A 16866-nucleotide genomic window follows, 5' to 3' on the forward strand; every position below is an offset into this window, starting at 1 on the left:
ACGCCATAAGCGTCGGCACGCTCTTTTCGACCAGCGCAAGGAAAGTATCGGATGAAGAAGTTTCTGTTAGCGGCAGGTTTGTTGAGCATCGCCGGCACGGCCCTGGCGGCGGGCAAGCCTTGTGAAGAGCTGAAAAGCGAGTTGGCTGCGAAGCTCGATGCTAAAGGCGTTCAGCACTATTCACTGGATGTTGTCGACAAAGGTGCAGCAGCCGATGCCAAGGTGATTGGCAGCTGTGAAGGCGGCACCAAGGAAATCGTGTACAAGCGCGGTTAAGCCCGTGTTGCAGACCTAAAACCGACGCACTTGTGGCGAGGGAGCTTGCTCCCGCTGGAGTGCGCAGCGCTCCCTTTTTTTTTGGGGCCGCTTCGCAGCCCAGCGGGAGCAAGCTCCCTCGCCACAGGCGCGTCGGTTTTTTTTGTCCGGGGTTTAGCCCTTCATCAATTGCGCCAGCAGTTCGTAGGAATGAATCCGGTCGGCATGCTCGTACAGGTCGCAGGTAAAGATCAGTTCATCAGCGCCGGTCTGCTCGATCAGCACCTCCAGTTTGGCGCGGATCTTCGCCGGGCTGCCCACCATCGCCAAGCCGAGGAAACTGCCGACCGCGTCTTTTTCGTGGGGCAGCCACAGGCCGTCCATGGTTTTCACCGGTGGGCGCTGCACCAGGCTTTGCCCGCGCATCAGCGCGAGAATGCGCTGGTACACCGAGGTGGCCAGGTAGTCAGCCTGTTCATCGGTGTCAGCGGCCACCAGCGGAATGCCGAGCATGACGTAGGGCTTTTCCAGCACGGCCGAAGGCTTGAAGTGATTGCGGTACACGCGAATCGCTTCATGCATCAGGCGCGGTGCGAAATGTGAGGCGAAGGCGTAGGGCAAGCCACGTTCACCGGCCAATTGCGCGCTGAACAGGCTTGAGCCCAACAGCCATACCGGCACGTTGGTGCCGGTGCCCGGTACCGCGATCACCCGTTGCTCGGGCGTGCGTGGGCCGAGGTAGGCCATCAGTTCGGCCACATCTTCTGGGAAGTCGTCGGCACTGCCGGAGCGTTCACGACGCAGGGCGCGGGCGGTCATCTGGTCGGAACCAGGCGCACGGCCCAGGCCCAGGTCAATACGGCCGGGGTACAGGCTTTCCAGGGTGCCGAACTGCTCGGCAATCACCAGCGGCGCATGGTTGGGCAGCATCACCCCGCCGGAGCCGACACGGATGGTCGAAGTGCCCCCGGCCAGGTAGCCAAGCAATACTGAAGTGGCCGAGCTGGCGATACCGTCCATATTGTGGTGTTCAGCCACCCAGAAACGGTTGTAGCCGAGTTTTTCCACATGCTGGGCAAGGTCCAGGGAATTGCGCAGCGATTGCGCTGGACTGCCGTTGGCGCGAACGGGCACCAGGTCGAGGGTCGAATACTTCACGTCGGACAGCGTTTTCATAGCCTGCTTCTCCAATGGGGGCGCAGGCTTCTTAGACGAACCAAAACCTGCCGCTTCATGTGCATGTTCTATGCAATGAGGGCATATACCCGAGATTCAATAGCCAACAAGATATTTCCTACTTAAATGGTAGGTTTTTCCGACAAGGTGAACTTTGCCGCCGCGTCTATCCTCAGAACCTTACCGACGCAAAACTACCGTTCGAGGAGAAAGCTATGAGTATCGTTAAAAAGGCATCCGCGCATTGGGAAGGCGATCTGAAGACTGGCCTGGGTTCCATTTCCACGGAAACCGGCGTACTGCGCGAAGCACCCTACGGCTTCAAGGCGCGTTTCGAAGGCGGCAAGGGCACCAACCCTGAAGAGCTGATCGGCGCGGCCCACGCCGGCTGTTTCTCCATGGCCTTTTCCATGATTCTCGGCGACGCGGGCCTGAAGGCTGACAGCATCGACACCCAGGCCGAAGTTAGCCTCGACCAGGTCGAGGGTGGTTTTGCGATTACCGCCGTGCATCTGGTTCTTAAGGCCAAGATCCCAGGCGCCAGCCAGGCGCAGTTCGACGAACTGAGCAAAAAGGCCAAGGAAGGGTGCCCGGTGTCCAAAGTGCTGAACGCAACCATCACTCTGGACGCCACACTGGTTAACTGACACACCTTCCATGTAGGAGCGAGCTTGCTCGCGAAAAACTCAGGGCCACCGCGTTTATCCAGAATGAACGCGTTGCCTGGATGTTCTTCGCGAGCAAGCTCGCTCCTACAAATGGCCCTGACTGGCTGGTATCTGGGCTTGCCCCCTGCCACATTTAGTTTTGCGTTAAATCAGAACTCGTATTTCATAGATGTGGTCCTATAGCCTATGCAGCCTAGGCGCACACTCGTGCGCATGCATTCAGGGAGCTTCACACATGAAACGTTTTGCCTTGGCAATCATCTGCGGTGTATTGGCCACTTCGGCCGTGGCCGCGCCAAAAGATTGTGAAGAGCTCAGGAAGGAAATCGAAGTGAATATCCAGGCCAAGGCGATCCCGTCCTACACCCTGGAAATCATCACTGCCGAAGAAGCCAAGAACCACGACAGCGCCATGATTGTCGGCTCGTGCGAAAACGGCACCAAGCGCATCCTCTACCAGAAAAACAACGACTGATCAGATGCAGTTCACACTGCGCTCTTCGGCCAGCAACTGACGCGCCGAGTCATACAGGCGGATGTTGGGGGTGAAGGCCAGTGAGCGACCTTCCAGTACGTAGCGTTGGCCAGCCTGGAAATGGTCGTACTGCAAGGTCATGAAGCAGGTTCGATACATCATCTGGCTGAGCCCTCCCAAACCACCGCCGGCGGGCACTTCGAAATCGAAGCGCACCATCAGTTCGTGGGGGCCGGGCGGCATTTGGAAAAAGCGCCCGTCGTCGAGGTTTTTCCCGTCCAGCCGCTGAGCCATGACCATTTTGGAGCCTGGTGTCGGCGTAGTGAAGTCTACCCAGGCCTGCTGCGGGTCGACTGGCGGGATGGGCGTCGATGCGCAAGCGCTGAGGAACAGGGCGGCGATGGGATACAGAAGCTGGCGCATGGCAGGTACTCAATGCGAGGAGATAGTTTGAGTATAAACACGCCATCGTGTGGAACATTCAAATTCACTTCAAGCGTATCGGTCTGGCGAACACATCAACCAGGAGCAGTCGCGGCATGATCAGGCGTTTTCTTCCGGGGTTGATCGCGGTGCTGCTCAGCGGCTGCTCCAGCGTCAGTTATTACAGCCAGTTGGCAAGTGGCCAGTGGCAACTGCTGCGGGCGCGGGAACCGGTGGCCGAGGTGATCGCCGATCCAGCTCGTCCTCAAGGGTTGCGCGAACATCTGGTTCAATCCCAGAAAGCTCGCACTTTCGCCAGCGAACACCTGCACTTGCCCGACAATCAAAGTTACCGGCTCTACGCCGATATTGGCCGACCCTATGTGGTCTGGAATGTCTTCGCCACGCAGGAATTTTCTCTATCGCCTGAAAACCACTGTTTCCCCATCGCCGGTTGCGTCGCCTACCGCGGCTATTACAGCCAGGGCGCGGCACGCGGCGAAGCGGCATTGCTGCGCCAACAGGGCATGGACGTGTCGATTGGCGGCGTCGAGGCGTATTCCACCTTGGGTTGGTTCAACGACCCGATCATCAGTTCGATGCTGCACTGGGGCGATGAGCGCCTGGCCACGTTGATCTTCCATGAGCTGGCGCATCAGCGCTTCTATGTGAAGGACGACACCGAATTCAATGAGTCATTCGCCAGCTTCGTCGAGCAGGAAGGTACTCGGCAGTGGCGTGCTTCCCGTGGCCTGGCGCCGCTGAGCGATGGGACGCTGCAGCAGCGTGACCAGTTCATTCGCCTGATTCTCGATACCCGCAAACGCCTGGAAACCCTCTACGCACAGCCCTTGGCGCGCGAAGCCATGCGCCAGGCCAAGGCGGCGGAGTTCGAACGCCTGCGCCTTAAGTACCGACAGATGCGCGACAGCCAATGGGGCGGTGACAAGCGCTATGACGCGTGGATCAACCAGCCGATGAACAATGCACGGCTGTTGCCTTTCGGACTGTATGACCAATGGGTGCCGGCGTTCGCAGCATTGTTTCGGCAGGAAGGCGGGGACTGGGTCAGGTTTTATCAGGCGGTGCGCGCATTGGGCGGTTTGGCTTCGCAAGAGCGCAAGATTCGTTTGAGGCAATTGATGAACGAATACCAGGGGATGGATGCGCAGAGCACGTTTGACGCGAGCAGATACAAGTAATATCTACATATCCCACTGCTCTGAGACGCGCTCATTAGAGTTTCCTGACCTTTACAGCGTCAGGGTTTCCTCATGTCTCTACCCTTGCATCAAAACACACCAACGTTAACGGCGATCGATCCACGCGGGTTGGCTGTGCGCACGGTCGCTTATTACCGGCCGACTGCCCAAGTCGAGCTTGAGGCGCGTATTACCCGTCAAGCGTTCAACGCCACGGGTTTCGTCGTGCAGCAGTACGGGCCACGTCAGTGGATGGCAAGTGACGCCAAAGGGGTGAAAAAAGCCAGTCACGTGACGGTCTACAGCCTTGGCGGTCAGCCGATCTACAGCGCTAGCACGGATGCAGGCTGGCGCTTGACGTTACTGGGGGGCGCGGGTCAATGGGTGCACAGGTGGGATGGTCGCGGCGCTCACCGTAAGTGCAACTATGACGCTTCGCTGCGGCCCGTGGCGGTGTTTGAACAAGCGGCCCATGATTCATCTGAGCGATGTGTAGAAAGGTTGGAATATGCAGGTTATTCAACGGCTGAGGCGGTGAATAATCGCTGCGGCCGGCTGGTGTTGCATGACGGCGAGTGCGTCAGAACGCGCTTTGAGGAGTATGGCCTGCAGGGGCATGTATCAAGGCAGGCGCAGCGTTTTCTTCGAGAGATTGCGACGGTCAACTGGCCCTTGCAACCCACACAGCGAGAAGCTTTATTGCAGGATGAAGACTTCGTGACGTCATGGCGCTTCAGTGCATTGGGGGAAGCGCTTGAGCAGGTAGATGCAAAAAACAATGTAAAAGACAGTCGTTATGGACGCACCGGTGAGCTACTGGAAGTTGGCATCACCCTGGCGGGCGGTACTCGTCAGGTCATCGCGGATGGGGCCGACTACAACGCCCATGGTCAGATGCTAACGCAACGTGCTGGGAACGGCGTAGTGAGCGAGTGGACCTACGACCCGCGCAGCCAGCGTGTGGAGCGATTATTGACCTATCGCAGCAGGGCAAAGAAAGAGCGGCTGCAGGATTTGGCATACACCTATGACCACGTCGGCAATGTGATCAAAATCGTCGACGCAGCCCAACCCATCCAATGGTCAAGCAACGCCCAGGTCATGGCTGTCAGCCATTATCAATATGACACTTTGTATCAGCTGGTCCAGGCCAATGGGCGAGAGAATGCGCACAATAGCGCTGGATCGGGGCTGCCAAGGCGGGTGACTTTCGGCGCCGCAGATGATAGCCAATGGCGCAACTACACCCGAACCTATACCTATGACGCCGATGGCAATCTGCAAAAGCTGCAGCATGTGCCTAGCAACGGCAGCGGTTACACGCGAACAATGAGGGTAGCGACGCTCGGAAACCAAAGTCTGCCGACTACAGGCCCATTGATCGAGTCGCCCGCATTGGGCAAGGGCTTCGACCTCAATGGCAACCAGCAGCAACTCGAGCGTGGGCAGACCATGAACTGGGATGTGTCCAACCGACTGATCAGTGTTGCCTTGGTGACCCGGGAGGGCGCGGCCAACGATGAAGAGCTGTACGGCTATGATGCGTTCGGCCGGCGCGTGATAAAAAATAGTTTGGTCCGGGCGGGCGCACTCACTCATCGTGCGCAGGTGTGCTATCTGCCGGGGCTGGAAGTACGGCGCGACAGTGCCAGCGGCGAATGGCTGAATGTCTTGAATATTGAAGTCGGTCGCTACAGCGTGCGGATACTTCAATGGGAAAAAGGTCGTCCTTCCGAGCTTGCGAACAATTCCATTCGTTGCAACTTGGCGGATCATTTGGGCAGCAGCACCCTGGAGCTGGATGAAAAGGCCCTGCTGATCAGTCAGGAAAGTTATTACCCATTTGGCAGCACTGCGTGGTGGGCGGCGAGAGGCGCCATCGAGGCACGCTATAAAACTTGCCGCTACAGTGGCAAGGAGCGCGATGCTACTGGGCTGTATTACTACGGGTTGCGTTACTACGCACCCTGGTTGCAGCGTTGGATCAGCCCGGACCTGGCAGGGACACTTGACGGACTGAATCGATACAGGATGGTGCATAACAACCCGATGAACAGGGTTGATCGTCAAGGGATGATTACATCCTTGCCCACCGACTGGAGTTCGGCAGGTCAAGGCAGGCTGCCAAGCTTTGGGCATCACATGTCCGTGGGCGCTGCACAGGGCGTGGTACTGGGCGGGGTTGCTGCGCTAGGGGCCAAGCTGACGGGCATTGTGGGGCCCTCAGTGGCGTTCGGCGCGTTCGTTGCGGGAGGCGTAGGTTTTGCCGCAGTACGCAACGTTTCGGATGAAATCCGCCATTCATTGTGGGTAGGGTCACCCAGTTATAAAAAGCTCGTGGCGGGTGCGCAGGCAGCTTCTGTCCTGTTGAATGCAGCGTATGCGGCGATCAATGATCCTGCTAACGCAACTGAATTGAATCAGCTGGATGCATTGTTCTTCGGGGCGGCGCAGGGCTCGAGCAATCTGCAGGAAACGATGTCTGCGGTGAGTTATTACCATGACAACTTACACAGAATAAGCGTCATGGAGCACCATGAAGGCAGGACGACGGTAGAGGCTATTTCAGCCAGAGGCACATTGGCGTCCGGCAGGCTGACGATGCCAAGCGTAAAACGTCTGATGTATTTTCAGCGGGATTTTCTAGAACGGTCTTCTGCAAAGGAAATTGCTCATACCTTCATTCATGAAGTCACTCACAGCGCACTCGCGACCCACGATGAAGGCGGCAGTTCGGCCACCGAGGACACGTTATCGTCCTATTTGAATCGACTGCGCAGTCAGAGGATTTCACTTGCCACCAGTGCAGAGGCCAACGCTCATTATTTTTCTTTGTTGGCCGCCTTGCACCTCAATAAAGCCGATTATCAGCGCAGAAAAAACCTGTTAACCAGTGGAATATCCGCTCACCCTGCAAGCTCACCGGCCGCACATGCTCCAATGCGCAGACGGAGGCCTTGAAAACCCGCGTGGCGTGTTAGCGGTGGCCCATAAACGCCTGGTGCAACTCGGCCAATGTTTCAAAATGCCAGGTCGGCGCTTCGGCATTCAACTCTGCAAAGCTGCCAAACCCATACCCCACCGCCGCCGAGTCGAGCCCATTGCTGCGCGCGCCGATCAGGTCATGCTTGCGGTCACCGATCATCAAGGTGGTGGTCGGGTCCAGCCCTTCTTCACGCACCAGGTGGGCGATCAGCTCGACCTTGTTGGTGCGCGTGCCATCCAGCTCGCTGCCGTAAATCACCTTGAAGTGCTTGGCGAAGTCGAAATGCCGTGCGATCTCACGGGCAAATTCCCACGGTTTGGAGGTGGCCACATACAGCTGGCGGCCTTGGCTGTTCAGTTCTTCGAGCAAGGGCATCACGCCATCGAACACATGGTTTTCATAAAGCCCGGTGACCTTGAAACGCTCGCGATAAAAATTCACCGCTTGCCACGCCTTGGCTTCGTCGAAGCCATAGAATTGCATGAACGCTTGCAGCAACGGCGGGCCGATGAAGTGTTCGAGGCGGGACAGGTCCGGCTCGTCGATGCCCAGCTTGCCAAGGGCGTACTGGATCGAGCGGGTGATGCCCTCACGTGGGTCGGTGAGGGTGCCATCGAGGTCGAACAGCACGGTTGGGTGGTGCAGGGTCATCGGTCGAATCCTTCAGCCAGGTGCAGGTCTTTGAGCTTCACGTAGTTCGCTGCGCTGTAGGTGAAAAAGGCCCGCTCCTTGTCAGTCAAAGGGCGCACCTGTTTAACCGGGCTGCCGACGTACAAAAAGCCACTGTCGAGTTTCTTGCCCGGCGGCACCAGGCTGCCGGCCCCGATGATCACGTCATCCTCCACCACGGCGCCGTCCATCACGATGCTGCCCATGCCGATCAGGATGCGACTCCCCACGGTGCAGCCATGCAGCATGACTTTATGGGCGATGGTCACGTCGTCACCGATCAACAGTGGGAAACCGTCCGGGTTGAACGGGCCGGCGTGGGTGATGTGCAGCACGCAGCCATCCTGCACGCTGGTGCGCGCGCCGATACGGATGCGGTGCATATCGCCGCGAATCACCGTCAAGGGCCAGACTGAGCTGTCGGCGCCGATTTCGACATCGCCGATCACCACCGCCGAAACATCGACAAAAGCCCCGGTGCCCAGGGTTGGCGTGTGGTTCTGATAGGTGCGAAGGGTCACGATAGCCTCTCTCTGTTGTACTGATAGCTGCGGTGGGTGTTGATTGTAATTAAGATGCCCCCATCTTTGTCTTATCTGTTTTTTCAGCCAAGGTGCCAACCGTGAGCGCGAACAACCCTCTTCTGCAGCCCTACGACCTGCCGCCGTTCTCGGCGATCCGTGCCGAGCATGTCCAGCCGGCCATCGAACAGATCCTTGCCGATAACCGGGCAGCTATCGCAGAAATCCTGCAAAGCCAGGGAAAAAATCCGACATGGGCGGGCTTGGTCCTGGCCATGGACGAGCTTAACGATCGCCTGGGCGCGGCGTGGAGCCCTGTCAGCCACCTCAACGCCGTGTGTAACAGCGCCGAACTGCGCGAAGCCTATGAGGCCTGCCTGCCGGCATTGAGCGCCTACTCCACCGAGATGGGGCAGAATCGTGAACTGTTCCAGGCCTTCGAGGCCTTGGCCAGCAGCCCCGAGGCCGCCGGTTTCGATGTGGCGCAAAAAACCGTGCTGGAACACGCCCTGCGCGACTTCCGCTTGTCGGGTATCGATTTGCCGCCGGAGCAGCAAAAGCGCTACGCCGAAGTGCAAAGCAAGCTGTCGGAGCTGGGCAGCAAATTCTCCAACCAGTTGCTGGATGCCACCCAGGCCTGGACCAAGCACGTCACCGACGAAGCCACCCTCGCCGGCCTGACCGATTCGGCCAAGGCACAAATGGCCGCCGCCGCCCAGGCCAAAGGTCTCGATGGCTGGCTGATCACCCTGGAATTTCCGAGCTATTACGCGGTAATGACCTACGCCCAGGACCGCGCCCTGCGTGAAGAAGTCTACGCGGCCTACTGCACCCGCGCGTCGGACCAAGGCCCGAATGCCGGTCAGAACGATAACGGCCCGGTGATGGAACAGATCCTCGACCTGCGTCAGGAGCTGGCCCAACTGCTGGGCTATGCGTCGTTCGCCGAACTGAGCCTCGCTACCAAGATGGCCGAGTCCAGCGACCAGGTGCTGAGCTTCCTGCGCGACCTGGCCCAGCGCAGCAAACCGTTCGCGACCCAGGACCTGCAGCAGCTCAAGGCCTACGCCGCCGAACAAGGTTGCGCCGACCTGCAAAGCTGGGACAGCGGTTTCTACGGCGAAAAATTGCGCGAGCAGCGCTACAGCGTGTCCCAGGAAGCCCTGCGCGCTTACTTCCCGATCGACAAAGTGCTGGGCGGCCTGTTTGCCATTGTGCAGCGCCTGTACGGCATCGAGATCGCCGAGCAGAAAGGTTTCGACGCCTGGCATCCGGACGTGCGCTTGTTCGAGATCAAGGAAAACGGTCAGCATGTCGGCCGCTTCTTCTTCGACCTGTATGCCCGCGCCAACAAGCGTGGCGGTGCCTGGATGGACGGTGCCCGCGACCGCCGCCGCACCCTGGAGGGTGTGCTGCAAAGCCCGGTGGCCAACCTGGTGTGCAACTTCACCCCGGCCGACAGCGGCAAGCCTGCCTTGCTGACCCACGATGAAGTGACGACCCTGTTCCACGAGTTCGGCCATGGCCTGCACCACCTGCTGACCCGCGTTGAACATGCCGGCGTATCCGGTATCAACGGCGTGGCCTGGGATGCCGTGGAGTTGCCGAGCCAGTTCATGGAGAACTGGTGCTGGGAGCCTGAAGGCCTGGCGCTGATTTCCGGCCACTACGAAACCGGTGAGCCGCTGTCCCAGGACCTGCTGGAAAAAATGCTCGCGGCGAAAAATTTCCAGTCCGGCCTGATGATGGTGCGCCAGCTGGAATTCTCGCTGTTCGACTTTGAATTGCACGCCACTCACGGCGATGGTCGCAGTGTGGCGCAGGTGCTCGAAGGCGTGCGCGATGAGGTCTCGGTAATGCGCCCACCGGCCTACAACCGCTTCCCCAACAGCTTCGCGCACATTTTCGCCGGCGGTTATGCCGCAGGTTATTACAGCTACAAGTGGGCCGAAGTGCTGTCGGCGGACGCCTTCTCCAAGTTCGAAGAAGACGGTGTGCTCAATGCCCAGACCGGTCGCGCCTTCCGTGAAGCGATCCTCGCACGGGGCGGTTCCCAGGCGCCGATGGTGTTGTTCGTCGACTTCCGCGGACGTGCGCCGTCGATTGACGCACTCTTGCGCCACAGCGGCCTGAGTGAGGACGCGGCAGCATGAGTGAAGGGCCTGTGATCACCAAAAAGCAATTTATCGCCGGGGCGGTCTGCCCGGCGTGCAGCGAGCCGGACAAGCTCAAGATGTGGACCGAAGACAGCGTGCCACACCGCGAGTGTGTGGCCTGTGGATACACCGATACGCTCAATGACCAAGGCTTGTCAGTGCCCAAGGAGTTGGGCACGCGGGTCAATACGTCGGCATTGAAAGCGCCGGCGGACCCGAAGGTGCAGGCGGTGCAGTTCTTCCCCAATCCCAAACTCAAGAAAGACTGAGTGGCAGCGGGAGCGAGCAGGCTCGCTCCCGCCGTTACATTACTTGTCGTCCTTGACCGTTGTGCCGATCCAGCTTTTCATCGAGCACAGCGCAAACGCACTGGTGCTGCAGTCGCCGTTCGCCAGAGCGGTACGCAACTTGTCGACATCGGCGCGCATCATGTAGCGAACGCCATCTTTAAAGCCATTACTGCTGCCGAAGCCACCCAAGGTCATTTCGTTCAGTGCGTCTTCCTTGCTCCATCCTTGAATCACGACCCGATACATCGCGGCCATCAGCCCGGTGCGGTCAGAGCCGTGCTTGCAGTGCATCAATACCGGGCCGTTGGCTTGAGCTTCCTGAATGGCCCGCAGTGCCGCCAGCACGTCGGAATCGTCGATATGGTTGGTGCGATAGGTGATCTGCACCTCTTTGATACCCGATGACTTCAGCCACGCCGAATCAGGCTCCGGCAAAAAATTGATCACCGTTCCAATCTTCAGTTTCTCCAGCACCGGCACGGCGTCACCGTCAAGCAAAGCGCTGCGGTAGAGCGTGGGCGTCATTTGGTGCAGGTTGTAGCGGTCGCCCACCGGCTGTGCCCACTCAGGCGAACGAATGGAGGATTCGCCCTGTGCGTGGGCATCAACGGTGATGAACAGGGCTATCAGTGCCAGGCCGAGAGTCGGCAGCAATCGAATCTTGAACATGGGGGACGTAACCGACCAGGGCAATGTTGATGGCGCAAAGAGTCGTTTGTGCGGGGTGAATGAGGTGTGAGGGGCTCGTCAAAGAATCGTGAATCATCCGGCCTGCCCCAGTGTTTTTGTCACCGAAGCCCTTTCCTCGATGCTTAGCCTGCTATCATTTGTAACCATTGTTTGCGAGAGTGATCTATCTTTGGATCCATTCCTCGGCAAATCTTCACGCTGCTCCCAGAAGCGGCTGATCAATCCGTGACCACATGATGAGGTGCACCCATGTCTGATCAAGATCAAGACAACCCCCGGCGTGAGTTTTTGCGCAAATCCTTGACCTTGATCCCGGTGGTCACGGTTGCCAGCACTGGCCTTGGCGGTTCGATGCTGATGGCCACGCCCGCACCAGCCGAGGCAGCGCCAGCCAAGCCTGCGGCCAGTGACAAGGCGTATGAACCGACCTACTTTACCGCCGAAGAATGGGCGTTCATCAACGCCGCCGTCGAGCGCTTGATCCCTGCCGATGCCCAAGGCCCGGGTGCCCTGGAAGCCGGCGCTGCCGAATATATCGACCGTCAGATGAATACGCCGTACGCCAGTGGCGCGCTGTGGTTCATGCAAGGCCCCTTCAACGCCGATGCCGCGCCGGAGATGGGCTGGCAGAGCAAGCTGGTGCCCAAGGAAATCTATCGCCTGGGTATCGCGGCGACGGATGCCTGGTCGAAGGCGTTCAACGGTAAGGCTTTTGCTGCGCAAGACAGCGCTACCCGAGACGACATGCTGCACCGCTTGGAGGCGGGTGCCACTGAGCTGAGCGCTCATTTCGAGGCGGTGCCGCCAAAGATGTTTTTCAACCTGCTGCTGCAGAACACCAAGGAAGGCTTCTTCTGCGACCCCATCCACGGCGGCAATAAAGGCATGGTCGGTTGGACCATGATCGGTTTCCCCGGCGCCCGCGCCGATTTCATGGACTGGGTCGAGCGCAACGAGCAGTACCCCTTCCCGGCTGTTTCTATTCGCGGCGAGAGGGCTTAACCCGTGGCGACCATCATGAAGAAAGTGGACGCGGTGATCGTGGGCTTCGGCTGGACCGGCGCGATCATGGCCAAGGAGCTGACCGAAGCGGGCCTCAACGTGGTAGCGCTGGAGCGCGGCCCGATGCAGGACACCTACCCGGACGGCAACTATCCCCAGGTCATCGACGAATTGACCTACAGCGTGCGTAAAAAACTCTTCCAGGACATTTCCAAGGAGACGGTGACCATTCGCCATAGCGTGAATGACGTCGCCCTGCCCAACCGTCAGCTTGGCGCTTTTTTGCCGGGTAATGGCGTCGGCGGTGCAGGCCTGCACTGGTCCGGCGTGCATTTTCGCGTCGATCCCATTGAGCTGCGCATGCGCAGCCACTACGAAGAACGCTATGGGAAAAACTTCATTCCCAAGGACATGACCATTCAGGACTTCGGTGTCAGCTACGAAGAGCTGGAACCGTTTTTCGACTATGCGGAAAAAGTCTTTGGCACCTCGGGCCAGGCCTGGACCGTCAAGGGGCAGTTGGTGGGTGAAGGCCGCGGCGGCAACCCCTACGCACCGGACCGCTCGAACCCGTTCCCGCTGGAGTCGCAGAAAAACACGGTCTCCGCGCAGCTGTTTCAGAAAGCGGCTGCCGATGTGGGTTACAAACCCTACAACCTGCCGTCGGCCAACACCTCCGGGCCCTACACCAACCCTTACGGCGCGCAGATGGGGCCGTGCAACTTCTGCGGCTTTTGCAGTGGCTACGTGTGCTACATGTACTCCAAGGCGTCGCCGAATGTGAACATCCTGCCGGCGTTGCGCCAGGTGCCGAATTTCGAGCTGCGGCCCAATTCCCACGTGCTCAAGGTCAACCTCGACAGCACCCGGAAGAAAGCCACCGGCGTGACCTATGTCGATGGCCAGGGCCGGGAGTGCGAGCAACCAGCAGACCTGGTGATCCTCGGTGCGTTCCAGTTCCATAACGTGCGCTTGATGCTGCTGTCGGGCATCGGCAAGCCGTACGACCCGATTACCAATGAAGGCGTGGTGGGCCGCAACTTTGCCTACCAGAACATGGGCACCATCAAGGCGTTCTTCGACAAGGACACCCACACCAACAATTTTATCGGCGCGGGCGGCAATGGCGTGGCCATCGACGACTTCAACGCCGACAACTTTGACCACGGCCCTCACGGCTTCGTGGGCGGCTCGCCGATGTGGGTCAACCAGGCGGGCAGTCGGCCGATTGCCGGCACCTCCAATCCACCGGGCACTCCGGCCTGGGGCAGCGCGTGGAAGCGCGCCACCACCGATTACTACACCCATCAGGTATCGATGGACTCCCACGGCGCCCATCAGTCCTACCGGAGCAATTACCTGGATCTGGACCCGGTTTACCGCGATGCCTACGGCCTGCCGCTGTTGCGTATGACCTTCGACTGGCAGGAAAACGACATCAAGATGAACCGCTTCATGATGGACAAAATGAGCAAGGTCGCCCAAGCCATGAATCCCAAGGCGATCGCCGTGTTGGGCAAGAAAGTCGGCGAGCATTTCAATACGGCGGCGTACCAGACCACGCACCTCAACGGCGGCGCGATCATGGGCACTGACCCGAAAACCAGTGCGTTGAACCGCTACTTGCAGAGCTGGGATGTACACAACGTGTTTGTCCCGGGGGCGTCGGCGTTCCCACAAGGCCTGGGCTATAACCCTACCGGCCTGGTAGCAGCGCTGACCTACTGGTCGGCTCGGGCGATCCGCGAACAGTACTTGAAAAACCCTGGCCCGCTGGTTCAGGCATAAGGAGCGATGACCATGAAAGCACTCGTTATCGCCTCCTTGGCGCTGTTCAGCAGTTGCTCGGTCAGCGCGGCTGAGGCCGAGCTGATCAAGCAAGGTGAATACCTGGCCCGCGCCGGTGACTGTGTGGCCTGCCACACCGCCAAGGGCGGCAAGCCATTCGCCGGCGGCCTGCCAATGGAAACCCCCATCGGTGTGATTTATTCCACCAACATCACGCCGGACAAGACCGGCCTGGGCGACTACAGCTTCGAAGACTTCGACAAGGCCGTGCGCCATGGCGTCGCCAAGAACGGTAGTACGCTTTACCCGGCGATGCCCTACCCGTCTTACGCGCGTGTCAGCGACAGCGACATGCAGGCCTTGTATGCCTACTTCATGAAAGGCGTTGAGCCGGTCGCCCAGGAGAACAGGGACAGCGATATTCCCTGGCCGTTGAGCATGCGCTGGCCCCTGGCGGCGTGGCGCTGGATGTTCGCGCCGGCAGTCGAGGAGCATCAGGTACAGGCCGCCGCCGACCCTGTGGTCAGCCGTGGCGCTTACCTGGTCGAAGGCCTCGGCCATTGCGGTGCGTGTCACACGCCGCGCGCCCTGACCATGCAGGAAAAGGCCCTGAGCGCCGCTGACGGCAACGCGTTCCTGTCCGGCAGCGCGCCGCTGGAAGGCTGGATTGCGAAAAGCCTGCGCGGCGACCACAAGGACGGCCTCGGCAGTTGGAGCGAAGAGCAATTGGTGCAATTTCTCAAGACCGGGCGCAGTGATCGCAGTGCGGTGTTTGGCGGCATGAGCGATGTTGTGGTCCACAGCATGCAATACATGTCGGAAGACGACCTGACCGCTATCGCCCGTTACCTCAAGAGCCTGCCGGCGGTGGATTCCAAGGACCCGCCGCACCAGTACGACAAGCAAGTGGCCCAGGCGCTTTGGAAGGGTGATGACAGTCAGCCGGGCGCCTCGGTGTACATCGACAACTGCGCGGCCTGCCACCGTACCGACGGGCATGGCTACACGCGGGTGTTCCCGGCGCTGGCGGGCAACCCGGTGCTGCAGACGGCGGATGCTACGTCGTTGATCAACATCGTGTTGAACGGCGGCACCTTGCCCGCCACCCACGCCGCACCGTCGACCTTCACCATGCCGGCATTCGCCTGGCGCCTGTCGGACCAGGAAGTGGCGGACGTGGTCAGTTTCATCCGTGGCAGTTGGGGCAATCAAGGCACGCCAGTGAGCGCCAGTGACGTGGCCGACCTGCGCAAGAACGATATGCGCACCACCTCGGGGGATGATTTGGGGCAGGTCACGCAAAAGCACTGACCGCCAGACGGCACTGGTCAGAACCCTTACGCCTCGATACTGTATATAAAAACAGTATCGAGGCGTTTTCATGACGACTGCACTGCCACCCCGTGGCCGGGGCACGGCCACCAACCTGCACAACCGTTTCGCGCCCACCGTCAGCGTGGCCGAGGACGACGGCTGGTTCCAGGAAGTGCCGCCCACCCAGGGCACCGAAGTGCGTATCGAAACGGCCAAGACCATCATCACCCGCAATAACTCGCCGGACTTGCCGTTCGATCGCTCGATCAACCCTTATCGTGGCTGCGAGCACGGCTGCATCTACTGCTATGCGCGGCCCAGCCACGCGTATTGGGACATGTCGCCGGGGTTGGATTTCGAAACCAAACTGATTGCCAAGAGCAACGCCGCCGACGTGCTGGAGCAGCAGTTGTCGAAGCCGGGGTATGTGTGCGCGCCGATCAACCTGGGCTCCAACACCGACCCTTACCAGCCGATCGAGCGCGAATACAGGATCACCCGGCAAACCCTTGAAGTGCTGCTGCGCTATCGGCACCCGGTGACCATCATCACCAAGGGCTCCCTGATCCTGCGCGATCTGGACCTGCTCGCCGAACTGGCCCGGCAAAGGCTCGTGGCCGTGATGATCAGCCTTACCAGCCTGGACGATGAACTCAAGCGCATACTGGAGCCGCGCACGGCGGCGCCCAAGGCGCGGTTACGGGCGATACGGGTGATGCGCGCGGCGGGTATTCCGGTCGGTGTGCTGTGTTCGCCGATGATCCCGATGATCAACGACAGCGAGTTGGAAAGCCTGCTCACCGAAGCCCATGCCGCCGGTGCGCAAAGTGCCGCGTACATGATGCTGCGCTTGCCGCTCGAGGTGGCGCCGCTGTTCGAAGAGTGGCTGGCGGCGCATTACCCGCAGCGCGCGGCGCACGTGATGAGCCTGGTGCGTCAGGTGCGCGGTGGCGCGGTGTACGACAGCCGCTTCGGCGTGCGCATGCGCGGCGAAGGGCCGTTTGCCGATTTGCTGGCGCAGCGTTTCAGCAAGGCGATCAAACGTCTGGGGCTCAATCGCCGTGAAGGCTTCGATCTGGATTGCACGGCGTTTTGTCCACCTGGCCGGCAAATGGCATTGTTGTAGACTGAAGAGGAGAAATGCGAAACATCTGTAGGAATAATCGCGTTTTGATATCACTGAAACCCGCGACCTAGAGCGGTTGATTCAGTTTGAGTTAAGTTTCGGTGGGTACCTTGTTCAGCGAGTGA

Annotated in this window: 16 protein-coding genes; 11 read left to right on the forward strand and 5 right to left on the reverse strand. The window is 59.6% G+C overall.

Going from position 1 to position 16866, the window contains the following annotated elements:
- Nucleotides 1-51: 51 nt before the first annotated feature.
- A complete protein-coding gene (locus C4J86_RS00195; RefSeq protein WP_124369064.1) occupies nucleotides 52-276 on the forward strand; it encodes a DUF1161 domain-containing protein in 225 nt (74 codons plus the stop codon).
- A 153-nt stretch (nucleotides 277-429) separates the two neighbouring features.
- Here C4J86_RS00195 and C4J86_RS00200 read toward each other — a convergent pair whose 3' ends face one another.
- Nucleotides 430-1431, reverse strand: a complete 1002-nt coding sequence (locus C4J86_RS00200) for an LLM class flavin-dependent oxidoreductase (RefSeq protein ID WP_124369065.1) — start codon at nucleotides 1429-1431, stop codon at nucleotides 430-432.
- A 215-nt stretch (nucleotides 1432-1646) separates the two neighbouring features.
- Between C4J86_RS00200 and C4J86_RS00205 the strand changes: the two genes are divergently transcribed.
- Together C4J86_RS00205 and C4J86_RS00210 are read left to right on the forward strand one after the other, a co-directional pair.
- Nucleotides 1647-2078, forward strand: a complete 432-nt coding sequence (locus C4J86_RS00205) for an OsmC family protein (RefSeq protein WP_124360608.1) — start codon at nucleotides 1647-1649, stop codon at nucleotides 2076-2078.
- A 256-nt stretch (nucleotides 2079-2334) separates the two neighbouring features.
- The gene (locus tag C4J86_RS00210) at nucleotides 2335-2574 is read left to right on the forward strand and encodes a DUF1161 domain-containing protein (RefSeq protein WP_124360609.1); all 240 of its coding nucleotides are present in this window, start codon (nucleotides 2335-2337) and stop codon (nucleotides 2572-2574) included.
- Here C4J86_RS00210 and C4J86_RS00215 read toward each other — a convergent pair whose 3' ends face one another.
- Nucleotides 2575-2997: a hypothetical protein gene (locus C4J86_RS00215; protein ID WP_124365264.1), complete on the reverse strand. Its 423-nt coding sequence runs from the start codon at nucleotides 2995-2997 to the stop codon at nucleotides 2575-2577.
- A gap of 116 nt (nucleotides 2998-3113) precedes the next feature.
- Here C4J86_RS00215 and C4J86_RS00220 point away from each other — a divergent pair, with 116 nt between their 5' ends.
- Both C4J86_RS00220 and C4J86_RS00225 read left to right on the forward strand, forming a co-directional pair.
- Nucleotides 3114-4199 carry an aminopeptidase gene (locus C4J86_RS00220; RefSeq protein ID WP_124369066.1) on the forward strand — a complete coding sequence of 362 codons (1086 nt, stop codon included), beginning with the start codon at nucleotides 3114-3116 and terminating at the stop codon, nucleotides 4197-4199.
- 72 nt (nucleotides 4200-4271) lie between these two features.
- Entirely contained in the window at nucleotides 4272-7160 is a 2889-nt protein-coding gene (locus tag C4J86_RS00225; protein WP_124369067.1) for an RHS repeat domain-containing protein, read from the forward strand.
- 16 nt (nucleotides 7161-7176) lie between these two features.
- Here C4J86_RS00225 and C4J86_RS00230 read toward each other — a convergent pair whose 3' ends face one another.
- Together C4J86_RS00230 and C4J86_RS00235 are read right to left on the reverse strand one after the other, a co-directional pair.
- The gene (locus C4J86_RS00230; RefSeq protein WP_124369068.1) at nucleotides 7177-7836 is read right to left on the reverse strand and encodes an HAD family hydrolase; all 660 of its coding nucleotides are present in this window, start codon (nucleotides 7834-7836) and stop codon (nucleotides 7177-7179) included.
- The gene (locus C4J86_RS00235) at nucleotides 7833-8375 is read right to left on the reverse strand and encodes a gamma carbonic anhydrase family protein (RefSeq protein WP_124360614.1); all 543 of its coding nucleotides are present in this window, start codon (nucleotides 8373-8375) and stop codon (nucleotides 7833-7835) included. Before C4J86_RS00235 ends, C4J86_RS00230 begins: the two co-directional genes overlap by 4 nt.
- A 101-nt stretch (nucleotides 8376-8476) precedes the next feature.
- On the opposite strand from C4J86_RS00235, the gene prlC reads away from it, so the two are divergent.
- The gene (prlC, locus tag C4J86_RS00240; RefSeq protein WP_124369069.1) at nucleotides 8477-10528 is read left to right on the forward strand and encodes an oligopeptidase A; all 2052 of its coding nucleotides are present in this window, start codon (nucleotides 8477-8479) and stop codon (nucleotides 10526-10528) included.
- Nucleotides 10525-10800: a YheV family putative zinc ribbon protein gene (locus C4J86_RS00245; RefSeq protein WP_017528719.1), complete on the forward strand. Its 276-nt coding sequence runs from the start codon at nucleotides 10525-10527 to the stop codon at nucleotides 10798-10800. Before prlC ends, C4J86_RS00245 begins: the two co-directional genes overlap by 4 nt.
- A gap of 39 nt (nucleotides 10801-10839) precedes the next feature.
- On the opposite strand, the gene C4J86_RS00250 is transcribed toward C4J86_RS00245, so the two are convergent.
- Complete coding sequence (locus C4J86_RS00250) at nucleotides 10840-11490, reverse strand: tyrosine-protein phosphatase (protein ID WP_124369070.1); 651 nt, start codon at nucleotides 11488-11490, stop codon at nucleotides 10840-10842.
- Between the two features lie 270 nt (nucleotides 11491-11760).
- On the opposite strand from C4J86_RS00250, the gene C4J86_RS00255 reads away from it, so the two are divergent.
- From C4J86_RS00255 to C4J86_RS00270, 4 genes are all read left to right on the forward strand, one after another.
- The gene (locus tag C4J86_RS00255; RefSeq protein ID WP_124365271.1) at nucleotides 11761-12513 is read left to right on the forward strand and encodes a gluconate 2-dehydrogenase subunit 3 family protein; all 753 of its coding nucleotides are present in this window, start codon (nucleotides 11761-11763) and stop codon (nucleotides 12511-12513) included.
- Nucleotides 12514-12516: 3 nt separating this feature from the next.
- On the forward strand, nucleotides 12517-14301 hold the full coding sequence (locus C4J86_RS00260) for a GMC family oxidoreductase (protein WP_124369071.1): 1785 nt from the start codon (nucleotides 12517-12519) through the stop codon (nucleotides 14299-14301).
- 12 nt (nucleotides 14302-14313) lie between these two features.
- The gene (locus C4J86_RS00265; RefSeq protein ID WP_124369072.1) at nucleotides 14314-15612 is read left to right on the forward strand and encodes a cytochrome c; all 1299 of its coding nucleotides are present in this window, start codon (nucleotides 14314-14316) and stop codon (nucleotides 15610-15612) included.
- Nucleotides 15613-15682: 70 nt separating this feature from the next.
- Nucleotides 15683-16741, forward strand: a complete 1059-nt coding sequence (locus C4J86_RS00270) for a PA0069 family radical SAM protein (RefSeq protein ID WP_124369073.1) — start codon at nucleotides 15683-15685, stop codon at nucleotides 16739-16741.
- Nucleotides 16742-16866: the final 125 nt, after the last annotated feature.

Source organism: Pseudomonas sp. R2-7-07, assembly GCF_003852355.1.
GTDB lineage: Bacteria > Pseudomonadota > Gammaproteobacteria > Pseudomonadales > Pseudomonadaceae > Aquipseudomonas.

Coding starts and splice junctions, on each gene's coding strand:
- C4J86_RS00245 (WP_017528719.1), top strand. CDS start 10,525: ATGAGTGAAGGGCCTGTGATCACCAAAAAGCAATTTATCGCCGGGGCG.
- C4J86_RS00205 (WP_124360608.1), top strand. CDS start 1,647: ATGAGTATCGTTAAAAAGGCATCCGCGCATTGGGAAGGCGATCTGAAG.
- C4J86_RS00200 (WP_124369065.1), bottom strand. CDS start 1,431: ATGAAAACGCTGTCCGACGTGAAGTATTCGACCCTCGACCTGGTGCCC.
- C4J86_RS00250 (WP_124369070.1), bottom strand. CDS start 11,490: ATGTTCAAGATTCGATTGCTGCCGACTCTCGGCCTGGCACTGATAGCC.
- C4J86_RS00220 (WP_124369066.1), top strand. CDS start 3,114: ATGATCAGGCGTTTTCTTCCGGGGTTGATCGCGGTGCTGCTCAGCGGC.
- C4J86_RS00265 (WP_124369072.1), top strand. CDS start 14,314: ATGAAAGCACTCGTTATCGCCTCCTTGGCGCTGTTCAGCAGTTGCTCG.
- C4J86_RS00215 (WP_124365264.1), bottom strand. CDS start 2,997: ATGCGCCAGCTTCTGTATCCCATCGCCGCCCTGTTCCTCAGCGCTTGC.
- C4J86_RS00230 (WP_124369068.1), bottom strand. CDS start 7,836: ATGACCCTGCACCACCCAACCGTGCTGTTCGACCTCGATGGCACCCTC.
- C4J86_RS00210 (WP_124360609.1), top strand. CDS start 2,335: ATGAAACGTTTTGCCTTGGCAATCATCTGCGGTGTATTGGCCACTTCG.
- C4J86_RS00255 (WP_124365271.1), top strand. CDS start 11,761: ATGTCTGATCAAGATCAAGACAACCCCCGGCGTGAGTTTTTGCGCAAA.
- C4J86_RS00195 (WP_124369064.1), top strand. CDS start 52: ATGAAGAAGTTTCTGTTAGCGGCAGGTTTGTTGAGCATCGCCGGCACG.
- C4J86_RS00225 (WP_124369067.1), top strand. CDS start 4,272: ATGTCTCTACCCTTGCATCAAAACACACCAACGTTAACGGCGATCGAT.
- C4J86_RS00270 (WP_124369073.1), top strand. CDS start 15,683: ATGACGACTGCACTGCCACCCCGTGGCCGGGGCACGGCCACCAACCTG.